This window comes from Stenotrophomonas mexicanensis (genome assembly GCF_032911605.1).
Taxonomy (GTDB): Bacteria; Pseudomonadota; Gammaproteobacteria; order Xanthomonadales; family Xanthomonadaceae; genus Stenotrophomonas; species Stenotrophomonas maltophilia_A.
Window position 1 is genome coordinate 1 of sequence record NZ_JAWJTG010000073.1, and the last position, 10,195, is coordinate 10,195.

At 66.5% G+C, this 10,195-nt stretch carries 9 protein-coding genes; 4 read left to right on the forward strand and 5 right to left on the reverse strand.

Annotated elements, in window-relative coordinates; genetic code table 11:
- Positions 1-175 precede the first annotated feature (175 nt).
- The 3 genes from R1L06_RS20005 to R1L06_RS20015 form a co-directional block, all read right to left on the reverse strand.
- On the reverse strand, positions 176-1,741 hold the full coding sequence (locus R1L06_RS20005) for a protein adenylyltransferase SelO (RefSeq protein ID WP_317218570.1): 1,566 nt from the start codon (positions 1,739-1,741) through the stop codon (positions 176-178).
- Between the two features lie 32 nt (positions 1,742-1,773).
- Positions 1,774-2,463: a glutathione S-transferase family protein gene (locus R1L06_RS20010; protein WP_317218571.1), complete on the reverse strand. Its 690-nt coding sequence runs from the start codon at positions 2,461-2,463 to the stop codon at positions 1,774-1,776.
- Positions 2,464-2,649: 186 nt separating this feature from the next.
- Complete coding sequence (locus R1L06_RS20015; RefSeq protein ID WP_004153307.1) at positions 2,650-2,859, reverse strand: cold-shock protein; 210 nt, start codon at positions 2,857-2,859, stop codon at positions 2,650-2,652.
- A gap of 301 nt (positions 2,860-3,160) precedes the next feature.
- Between R1L06_RS20015 and R1L06_RS20020 the strand changes: the two genes are divergently transcribed.
- Entirely contained in the window at positions 3,161-3,649 is a 489-nt protein-coding gene (locus R1L06_RS20020) for a YaiI/YqxD family protein (RefSeq protein ID WP_010484520.1), read from the forward strand.
- A gap of 6 nt (positions 3,650-3,655) precedes the next feature.
- Here R1L06_RS20020 and R1L06_RS20025 read toward each other — a convergent pair whose 3' ends face one another.
- Complete coding sequence (locus R1L06_RS20025; protein ID WP_279913688.1) at positions 3,656-4,534, reverse strand: pseudouridine synthase; 879 nt, start codon at positions 4,532-4,534, stop codon at positions 3,656-3,658.
- A gap of 124 nt (positions 4,535-4,658) precedes the next feature.
- On the opposite strand from R1L06_RS20025, the gene R1L06_RS20030 reads away from it, so the two are divergent.
- The 3 genes from R1L06_RS20030 (at position 4,659) to R1L06_RS20040 (ending at position 8,549) form a co-directional block, all read left to right on the forward strand.
- Positions 4,659-5,207, forward strand: a complete 549-nt coding sequence (locus tag R1L06_RS20030; protein ID WP_285303080.1) for a YaeQ family protein — start codon at positions 4,659-4,661, stop codon at positions 5,205-5,207.
- The gene (locus R1L06_RS20035) at positions 5,204-6,388 is read left to right on the forward strand and encodes a BaiN/RdsA family NAD(P)/FAD-dependent oxidoreductase (protein WP_317218572.1); all 1,185 of its coding nucleotides are present in this window, start codon (positions 5,204-5,206) and stop codon (positions 6,386-6,388) included. Before R1L06_RS20030 ends, R1L06_RS20035 begins: the two co-directional genes overlap by 4 nt.
- 91 nt (positions 6,389-6,479) lie before the next feature.
- Positions 6,480-8,549: a GGDEF/EAL domain-containing response regulator gene (locus tag R1L06_RS20040; protein ID WP_121503054.1), complete on the forward strand. Its 2,070-nt coding sequence runs from the start codon at positions 6,480-6,482 to the stop codon at positions 8,547-8,549.
- A 108-nt stretch (positions 8,550-8,657) separates the two neighbouring features.
- Here R1L06_RS20040 and fabV read toward each other — a convergent pair whose 3' ends face one another.
- Positions 8,658-9,917 carry an enoyl-ACP reductase FabV gene (gene fabV / locus R1L06_RS20045; RefSeq protein ID WP_180845368.1) on the reverse strand — a complete coding sequence of 420 codons (1,260 nt, stop codon included), beginning with the start codon at positions 9,915-9,917 and terminating at the stop codon, positions 8,658-8,660.
- Positions 9,918-10,195 lie beyond the last annotated feature (278 nt).

The window sequence follows — 10,195 nt, forward strand, 5'->3', positions numbered from 1 at the left end:
GGACCGTTGGCGCCATGGATGGCGCCATCGAGCCCCCATGGACGGGTTTACGGCGCGTCCTGCAGCCCCACACCGCCCCGCCAGACCATCAGCAATCCAGAGCCGCTTTGGCTTTGGTCTTTGCTTGCACGGTGGCCTCTGCGGGTGCAGGGCGCAGCCCTGCCGAAACCCACCCTCAGGAACTGCAGGACAGCATCGAGCAGCCGGCGCGGTTGTCGGCCCACGCCGGGCGCTTGCCGGCGAAATGCTCCAGCCCGGCACGCTCGGTGTACGGATCACGCAGCACGTCCTGCAGTGCGTGAACGCCACCGAGGTCGCCCTGCTCTGCACGATCGATGGCTTCCTGCGCCAACCAGTTGCGCAGCACGTACAGCGGATTGGCCGCGGCCATCTTCGCCGTGCGCTCAGTGGCCGACAGCGGATCGGCCTGCAACCGTGCCGCGTAGTCCTGCAGCCACTGCTGCAACGGAGCCTGCACCGCCTGCTGGCGCGCCTCGTCGTAGTACACCGCGTCCAGAACCGTCGCATCCGGTGTCGTCGGATCGATACGCATCAGCGCGCGCCAGGCCAGGGTCATGTCCATGGCACCGTCCTGCATCAGCTGCTGCCAGCGCAGGTAGAGCTGCAGGTCATCATCGTCGGCCGCGGCCAGTCCGAGCTTGGCGGCAGCATCGCGGCGCGTGCAGGCCACGAAGGTGGACTGATACGCCGCCAAGCCCGCCTGCAGCGGCGCGACATCGGCAAACAACGGCGACAGCGCCTGCGCCAACCGGCTCAGGTTCCAGTATGCCACCTGTGGCTGGGTGCCGAAACGATAACGGCGGCCCTGCGCGTCGGTGGTGTTCGGCGTCCAGTCCGGATCGAAGTCCTCGACCCAGCCGTAGGGACCGTAGTCGAGCGTGAGACCGAGCACGGAAAGGTTGTCGGTGTTCATCACGCCATGCACGAAACCCACGCGCATCCAGTGCGCGATCATCTCGGCGGTGCGCACCGCGATCTGCGCGAACCAGTCGCCGTACAGCGTCTCGCCCTCCCCTTCCAGCTCGGGGAAATCGCGGGCGATGCAGGCATCAACCAGCTGCTGCAGCAACGCGGTTTCACCACGCGACGCAGGCAGCTCGAACGAACCAAAGCGCAGGAACGACGGCGACACCCGGCATACGATGGCACCAGGCTCGGCGCGCGGATGACCGTCATAGAACATGTCACGCACCACGTCGTCGCCGGTACCGACCAGCGACAACGCGCGCGTGGTCGGCACCCCCAGATGGTGCATCGCTTCGCTGCACAGGAATTCGCGGATCGACGAGCGCAGCACTGCGCGCCCATCGGCGCCGCGCGAATACGGCGTCGGTCCGGCACCCTTCAGCTGCAGTTCCCAGTGACGGCCATCGGGTGCGACCAGTTCGCCCAGCGTGATCGCGCGGCCGTCGCCGAGCTGGCCCGCCCAATGGCCGAACTGATGGCCACCGTAGTTGGCCGCCCATGGCTGCATGCCTGCATACAGTGCGTTGCCACCGAATACACGCGCGAAACCTTCGCTCTCGACCTCAGCGGTATCGAAGCCGAGCATTTCGGCCACGTCCGGCGCCCAGGCCAGCAGCGTGGGCGCCGTCACCGGGGTCGGCATCACTGGCGACCAGGCGGCGCCCAGCACTTCGCGGCGGCGTGGGCCGGATTCGGGGTCGCCTGGCAGCGTATGCAGCAGGCGGTTGTCGAAACGGGGGCTGTCGGTATCCATGGGGTTGAAGATGGGGGCGGCCGCCGCCCGCCTCAATTGCCGCTGAGCGCCTGCAGATGCCCGCCATGGGCTTCGGCACGCTGGTAGGCCGGCCGCTCGCTGATGCGCTTGAGGAAGCCACGCAGTGCCGGCTTGTCGTCGAGGCCACCACCCCGTGCGGCAGCGGCCTGGATCGGGAAGCTCATCTGGATGTCGGCCGCACTGAAGCGCTCGCCAGCAAACCACGGGCTTTCGGCCAGGCGGCGCTCCATCCAGTCCAGGTGCAGGCGCCGCTGCGGACCGATGAAGCCGCGCTCGGCCTTGTCGGCGATGCTGCGTGCGATCGGGCGCGCGAAGAACGGCATCGGTGCGCTGCGGATGCGACCGATCACCAGGGTCAGCAGCAGCGGCGGCATCGCCGAACCTTCGGCATAGTGCAGCCAGTAGCGGTAGGCGATGCGTTCAGCTCCGTCGGCCGGCATCGGTGACGGCGACAGCTGGCGCTGCGTGTCGTAACGGTCAGCGAGGTAGTCGAGGATCGCCCCGGACTCGGCCAGTACCAGTTCGCCATCCTGCAGCACCGGCGACTTGCCCAGCGGATGCACGTTGCGCAGTTCCGGCGGCGCCAGCAGCGTCTTCGGATCACGCGGATAACGGCGCAGTTCGTAGTCCAGCCCCAGCTCCTCCAGCATCCACAGCACGCGCAGGGAACGGGAGTTTTCCAGGTGGTGGACGATGCGCATGGGGACGATCCTTGGGGAGGCCCACATCGTACCGCGCGCAGTGCATGCCCTTTGTAGAGTCGAGCCATGCTCGACTGGCTTTGAGAACAGTCGAGCGTGGCTCGACTCTACAAAAAACAGCGGGCAATAAAAAACGCCGGAAGCTTTCGCTTCCGGCGTTCTGGCTACCAAACGGTAGCAGACGGATTAGACCGCCTGCACCTGGTCAGCCTGCATACCCTTCTGACCCTGGACGGCGATGAAGGTAACCTTCTGGCCTTCCTGCAGGGTCTTGAAGCCGGTGCCCTGGATGGCACGGAAGTGCACAAACAGGTCCGGGCCGCTTTCCGGGGTGATGAAGCCGAAGCCCTTGGCGTCGTTGAACCACTTGACGGTGCCGGTCTGACGATCAGACATTTGACTAACTCCTGAAACACATGTTGAAAAAATCGCAGCCACCGGGTATCGGGGCCGAGACTGAGTTGCAGGCGTTGGTAAAGCGGATCGATGAGCGGATCGTGAGATCAACTGCACCAGGCCACGATTCACGGTGACCCTAGCAAACACAGTGGGACGAACGATACGCGTGTTTTCTGCAAAAAGCGATAGCCCGGACGTTCATGGGCAGACCCCGCCCGCTAGACGTGACAAGGGCTGGCAGCCGATCGAGGCTAACCCCGAGTCCCCATTCAGGATTTTCCTACCCTACACTGGGTAAATGACTGAAGCTGAAACCCAAGCTGAACCCGCTCTCCCACGCATCTGGGTAGACGCGGACGCCTGCCCCACCGTCATTCGCGACATCCTGTTCCGGGCCGCTGAACGCGTTGGGATCGAGCTGACCCTGGTCGCCAACCAGTGGATCCGGACCCCGCCCTCACGCTGGCTGCGCTCGATCCAGGTCCCTCAGGGCCTGGACGTGGCCGACAGCGCCATCGTCGAACGGGTCGCCGCCGGTGACCTGGTGGTCACCCAGGACATCCCGCTGGCCGCACTGGTGCTGGAAAAGAAGGCGGTGGCGCTGAACCCGCGTGGCCAGCTGTACACCCCGAACAACATGGCCGAGCGGCTGTCGATGCGCAATTTCATGGAAGAGCTGCGCGGCGCCGGGGTGCAGACCGGGGGCCCACCGCCGCTGGGCCCGCGCGACCGGCAGCTGTTCGCGGCCGAACTGGACCGCTGGCTGGCGCGACGCCCGGTTCGCTGAACGGCCCTACCCGCTCTGGCCCGGCAGGCACAGGCGACGCTGGCTGCTGAACCGCCTGGGCTCCCCACTCAATGGATCGTCGAAGGCCAGCCCCTGCGCCAGCAGCTGCAGGGGCGCCTCGACCGTTTCATCCGGGCGCAGCATCAGCTGCGGATACAGGTCATCGCCCTCGATGGGGGCGCCCAGCATCGCCATATGCACGCGCAGCTGGTGCTTGCGGCCGGTTTCCGGCCGCAACCGGTAGCGCCAGACCGGCCCCTCGGCCTCGATCAGCTCGATCCGGCTGCGGGCATTGGGCTCGCCCGGCACTTCGGCCATGCGGAAGAACGGCTCCCCCGGCACCAGACGACTGTCCCGCTGCAGCGGAAACTCCAGCCCCGGCAGCGCCGGTGCCAGCGCCTCGTAGGTCTTCCCGATGCGCCGCTCGCGGAACAGCCGCTGATAGGCATCACGCGTGGCTGCCTGGGTGGAAAACAGCACCAGGCCGGCGGTCAGCCGGTCCAAGCGGTGCAGCGGCGCCAGTTCGGTGTTGCCGGTGCGTGCGACCAGGCGCGACAGCAGGGTTTCCCGTACATACCCACCGGCCGGCGTCACCGGCAGGAAGTGCGGTTTGTCGGCCACCAGCAGGTGCGCATCCAGATGCAGGATGGTCTCGGCGAAGGGAATCACCGGCTCGTCGGCCACCTCGCGGAAGTACTGGATTTCCAGCCCCACCTGCCACGGCATGTCCGGCGCCAGTGCCCTGCCCTGCGCATCCTGCACGCGGCCTCGGGCGAAGCGGTCCTGCCATTGCGCACGGTCGATGCGCGGGAAACGCGCGCACAGGCCATCGAGCAGGCTGGACCAGTGGCCGGGTGGCAGCTGCAGGCGGCTGGGCAAGGTCATGGCGTCCACTCCGGCCACGGGAAAGAGCGCAAGAGTGCCACCGTTGACGCTGCGCAGACAGACCGGCAACGGACACCCCTGGAGCAAACCTCTATCATTGTCGTCTTTAGTCCACGGACCCCCCATGGCCCTCACCGCCACCATCCGCAAGGCCGAACTGCAGATCAGCGACATGGATCGCGGCTACTACGCGACCCACAACCTGACCTTGGCCCAGCACCCGTCCGAGACCGACGATCGCCTGATGGTGCGCCTGCTCGCCTTCGCGCTGAACGCCGGCGACCGCCTGGAATTCGGCCGCGGCCTGAGCACCGATGACGAGCCGGATCTGTGGGAACACGACTACACCGGCGACATCCTGCAGTGGATCGACCTGGGCCATCCGGACGAATCGCGCATCCGCAAGGCCAGCAACCGCAGCCGCCAGGTGCAGGTGATCAACTACGGCGGCAATGCCTCGGAGATCTGGTGGGGCAAGCAGAACAAGGGCCTGGCGCGCTTTGACAATCTCTCGGTGGTTGATCTGGACGGTGAATTCGTCGAGCGCTGGGGCCAGCAGATCCAGCGCGCCATGCGCTGGAGCGTGCTGATCCAGGACGGTGAAGTGCAGCTGCTCAACGACCAGATCCAGCTCGACGTGATCCCGAACTGGCGCAAGCGCGCCAAGGCATGAGCACGATCCGTTGCGACGTGCTGGTCATCGGCGCCGGTGCGGCCGGGCTGATGACCGCGATCACGGCTGGCCAGCGCGGCCGCCAGGTGCAGGTGATCGACCATGCCAACAAGGTCGGCAAGAAGATCCTGATGTCCGGCGGTGGCCGCTGCAACTTCACCAACACCGGCACCACCCCGGCCAACTTCCTGTCGGCCAACCCGCACTTCTGCAAGTCGGCACTGGCGCGCTACACGCCTTGGCACTTCATCGAGCTGGTAAGCAAGCACGGCATCGCGTATCACGAAAAAGAGCTGGGCCAGTTGTTCTGCGATGTCTCGTCCAAGCAGATCGTGAAGATGCTGGTGGACGAATGCCAGGCGGCAGGCGTGCAGGTGCGTACCGACTGCAGCGTGCAGCGCATCGAGCATGGCAGCGATGGTTTCCGCGTGCACACCACGCAGGGCCTGTTCCATTGCGCCTCGCTGGTGGTGGCCACCGGCGGCCTGTCCATTCCCAGCATGGGTGCCACCGGCTTTGGTTATGAAGTGGCCCGGCAGTTCGGCCACCAGGTGCTGCCGACCCGCGCCGGGTTGGTGCCGCTGACGCTCAGCGGCAAGCACCAGGAACGGCTGGCCGATCTCAGCGGCGTCGCTCTGCCCATCGAGGCGCGCTGCAACGGAAAGAGCTTCCAGAATTTCATGCTGCTGACCCATCGCGGCGTGAGTGGCCCGGCGATCCTGCAGATATCCTCGTTCTGGCAACCCGGCGACGCGCTGGAGCTGGACTTGCTGCCCGGCCAGGATGCCGGCGAGTGGTTGCGCCAGATGAAGCGCGAGCGGCCTGCCGCCGAGCTGCGCACGGTGCTGGGCGAGGTACTGCCGAAGCGGCTGGCACAGCGGTTGTGCGAACACTGGCTGCCCGACCGGCCCGTGCGCCAGCTGGACGAGCCGGTGCTGCGCCAGGCCGCACAGCTGCTGGGCGCGTTCCCGCTGGTGGCCAGTGGCACCGAGGGCTACCGCACCGCCGAGGTCACCCTGGGCGGCGTGGATACTGCCGAGGTCTCGTCCTCGACGATGGAATCCAAGCGCGTACCCGGCCTGCATTTCGTCGGCGAGGTGCTGGATGTGACCGGCTGGCTGGGCGGCTACAACTTCCAGTGGGCCTGGGCCAGCGGCCACGCAGCCGGTGGCGTGGTGTGAACCACATCGCCGTTCAATGCGTGCAAGGGGTGCGCGCATGGACGGTTCGCCGCGCATCGTGTATCTAGATTTGCAGATTGGGGAGCAGTGCATGCAGAACGCGAACGACATCACCATCCGCCTGCTGATCGTCGATGACAGCGGCGAGAATGCCGAAGCCATCGTCAGCACCCTGCGCAACAGCGGCATCGCGGTACGCCCGTGGCGTCCGCAGGATGCAGCCGAGCTGGCCCAGGTGCTGGCCAGCCAGGCCATCGACCTGGTGCTGGCTTCGCCCTCCCAGGGCATCCCGCTGCCACTGGTGGCACAGCATATTGCTGCCAGCGGCAAGGACATTCCGCTGGTGCTGCTGGCCGAGCGCATCGACGAGGATGAACTGGTGCAGGCCAGCAGCCACGGCATCCGTGCCCTCGCCCTGCGCCAACGTCCGGAGCATCTGCTCGCCGTGGTCCGTGACCAGTGGGTGGACCTGCAGGCGCGTCGTGGCCTGCGCCGCATCGAGGCGCAGATGCGCGAGACCGAGCGCCGCTGCGACGCGCTGATCGCCTCCTCGCGCGACCCCATCGCCTACGTGCATGAAGGCATGCACATCCGCGCCAACGACGCCTATCTGGAGATGTTCGGTTACGAACATTTCGACGACATCGAAGGCATCTCGCTGCTGGACATGGTCGCCGCCCAGCACGTGGAAGGCTTCAAGCAGCTGCTGAAGGGCCTCAGCCGTGGCGAGGCGCCGCCGCCCCAGTACCAGCTCGACGCGCGCCACGAGGATGGCAGTGCGTTCCCGGCGACGATGGAGTTTGCCGCTGCCACCTACGAAGGCGAATCCTGCCTGCAGGTGGTGCTCCGCCGCCGCATGGAATTCGACCCCGAGCTGGCACGTGAGGTCGAGGACCTGCGCCAGCGCGACCAGGTGACCGGCCTGCTCAATCGCCCGACCTTCATGCTGCAGCTGGAAAGCGCGGTGGCCCAGGCCGGGCGCAGCGAAGGCCAGTTCGGCCTGCTGCTGATCGAGCCGGACCACTACGCGCGCCTGCTGCCAGATATTGGCCTGGCCTCGGCCGACACCCTGATCGGCGCGCTCGCCGCGCTGCTGGCCGAAGTCGTTGGCGAAGACGCGCAGCTGGCCCGCTTCGGCGAACACAATTTCGCCGTGCTGCAGGCCGGGCCGTACGCGCAGACCGTGGCACTGGCCGAGCGCATCCGCGAAGCCTACGCCGCGCACGTCTTCAGCATCGGCGCACGCTCGGCCACGGTAACGGTCAGCATCGGTGGCGTGCAGGTGGGCGAGAAGATCGCCAGTATCGGCCAGGTGCTGGCACGCGCCAGCGAATGCACGCAGGCCGCCGCAGAACTGGGCAACACCTGCCGCATCTTCGACCCGGCCGCCGCCGACCGCGTGGAGGAAGAGCGCGTGCTGCGCTGGGTCGCCCGTATCCGTGAAGCGCTGGCCGGTGACGGCTTCCAGCTGCACTACCAGCCGGTGCTGAACCTGCAGGGCGAGTCACTGGAGCTGTACGAGGCGTATCTGCGCCTGGAGCACAACGGCGAACTGCTGAGCCCGACCGCGTTCCTCGGTATCGCGGAGGAGCACGGCCTGCTGGCCGACATCAACCGCTGGGTGGTGTCACGGGCCATCGCGGTGCTGGGCCAGCGTGCACGCGAAGGCCATGCCACGCAGATGCTGGTGAAAGTGACGCCGGAATCGTTCGACGACCCGCAGATGATCGCTACCCTGCGCCGCGAGCTGCAGGCTCAGGGTGTGCCCGGCGAACGGCTGTGGCTGCATGCACCGGAAGCGAAGGTGTTCACCCACCTGCGCAGTGCACAGCAGTTCCTTGCCGAAGTGGCACCGCTGGGCTGCCGCATCGGCCTGGAGCAGTTCGGTTCGGGGCTGGATTCGTTCCAGCTGCTGGCCCACTTCCAGCCGCAGTTCCTCAAGCTGGACCGCGGCTTCACCAGTGACCTTGCGGCCACCCGCGAGAACATCGACCGTATCAGCCAGATCACCGCGCGCGCACAGGAAGCCGGCATCCGCACCATCGCCGAGTTCGTCAGCGATGCCAATTCGATGACGTTGCTGTTCAGCGCCGGCGTGGACTACGTGCAGGGCGACTTCGTCGGCCCGGCGTTGCCGGAGATGGGTTTCGAGTTCGGGTGACCGATGGTAGTGCCGGCCGCTGGCCGGCAGCTGCAAGTACCCGGGGTTGGCGGCCAGCGGCCGGCACCACCCAAAGAGAAGGCCGGCTTTCGCCGGCCTCTTCGTTGATCAGGTCATGTCGACCAGATTTTCGATCTTCACGTCCGGATTGACGTCGGCCTCGTAGTCGACACCCTCCACGCCAAAACCGAACAGGCGCAGGAAATCGGCCTTGTAGCCGGCCAGATCGCTGATCTCGTACAGGTTCTCGTTGGTCACCTGCGGCCACAGCGCGACCACCTTGCCCTGCACGTCCGCGGCCATTTCCTTGTAATCGGCACGCAGGCGGCCTTCGTCATCGACCAGCGCGACGGTGTGGCCATCGCCATCGACCAGGTCGTGGCGCAGACGATCGACCGCCACGCCATCGGCCTTGCCGCCGTAGAGGATGTCGTACAGCACGTCGAGCTGTTCGATGCAGCCTTCGTGCGTGCCCTTTTCCTTCATCACCTTGAACAGCAGCGACAGGTACAGCGGCATGGTCGGAATGGCCGAGCTGGCCTGGGTGACCACGGCCTTCAGCACCGACACGCGCGCGTCGCCACCGATCCTGGCCAGCTTCTCGCGCAGGCCCAGCACCTTGGTGTCCAGGTCCTTCTTGGCCGCACCGATCGAGCCATTCCAGTAGATCGCCTGGGTGATCTCTTCGCCCACGTAGGTGAAGGCGGTGGTGGTGCAGCCATTGGCCAGCACACCGGCGTCAGCAAGCGCATCGATCCACATCTGCCAGTCCTCGCCGCCCATCACCGCGACGGTGCCAGCGATTTCTTCCGGGGTGGCCGGCTGCAGATGGGTCTCGGTCAGCACTTCCTTGTCGGTATCCAGGCCACGCAGCGTGATCGGCTCGCCGATCGGCTTCAGCGTGGAGCTGATGATCTCTCCGGTCTTCGGGTGCTTGCGGCGCGGCGCGGCGAGGCTGTAGACGACCTGGTCGACCTGGCCGAGATCGGCCTTGATCATCTCGATGGTCCTGGCCTTCACTTCATCGGAGAAGGCATCGCCGTTGATGCTCTTGGCGTACAGGCCAGCTTCGTCGGCGTACTTGTGGAACGCGGCCGAGTTGTACCAGCCCGCGGTGCCCGGCTTGGTTTCACTACCCGGGCGCTCGAAGAAGATGCCCAGGGTGGCGGCGCCACTGCCGAAGGCGGCAGTGATGCGCGCCGCCAAGCCGTAGCCGGTGGAGGCGCCGATTACCAGCACGCGCTTGGGACCATTCTGGATCGGCGGACGTGCGCGGATGTAGTCGATCTGCTGCTTGACCGCGGCTTCGCAGCCGGTCGGGTGGGTGGTGACGCAGATGAAGCCGCGGACGCGCGGTTTGATGACCATGGATACCTCGGGTTGGCAGATGCGGCGCGCGGGGCGCTCAGCAGGAATACGGGCGCGCGCCTGCGCGCGCGAACCGCAGGATCGTAGTGCGCGGGGGAAGATTGCACAACCGACGGCGGCGTAGGGTGGGGTTTGTTCTGCAGGGTTGCACCCTGCACCCGCAGAGGCCGGAGCAACGGCCGGAGCCGGAGCAACTTCAAAAGCTGGGTTCCTGTGGGTTGGCGGGGTGGGTCCGGTTGCGGGGGACGCCGTAAATCCGTCCATGGAGGCTTGGCCGC

Bases quoted from the DNA above. Each gene is read 5' to 3' on its own strand.
- R1L06_RS20025 (WP_279913688.1), bottom strand. From the start codon at position 4,534: ATGACCTTGCCCAGCCGCCTGCAGCTGCCACCCGGCCACTGGTCCAGC.
- R1L06_RS20020 (WP_010484520.1), top strand. From the start codon at position 3,161: ATGACTGAAGCTGAAACCCAAGCTGAACCCGCTCTCCCACGCATCTGG.
- R1L06_RS20035 (WP_317218572.1), top strand. From the start codon at position 5,204: ATGAGCACGATCCGTTGCGACGTGCTGGTCATCGGCGCCGGTGCGGCC.
- R1L06_RS20010 (WP_317218571.1), bottom strand. From the start codon at position 2,463: ATGCGCATCGTCCACCACCTGGAAAACTCCCGTTCCCTGCGCGTGCTG.
- R1L06_RS20040 (WP_121503054.1), top strand. From the start codon at position 6,480: ATGCAGAACGCGAACGACATCACCATCCGCCTGCTGATCGTCGATGAC.
- R1L06_RS20005 (WP_317218570.1), bottom strand. From the start codon at position 1,741: ATGGATACCGACAGCCCCCGTTTCGACAACCGCCTGCTGCATACGCTG.
- fabV (WP_180845368.1), bottom strand. From the start codon at position 9,917: ATGGTCATCAAACCGCGCGTCCGCGGCTTCATCTGCGTCACCACCCAC.
- R1L06_RS20015 (WP_004153307.1), bottom strand. From the start codon at position 2,859: ATGTCTGATCGTCAGACCGGCACCGTCAAGTGGTTCAACGACGCCAAG.
- R1L06_RS20030 (WP_285303080.1), top strand. From the start codon at position 4,659: ATGGCCCTCACCGCCACCATCCGCAAGGCCGAACTGCAGATCAGCGAC.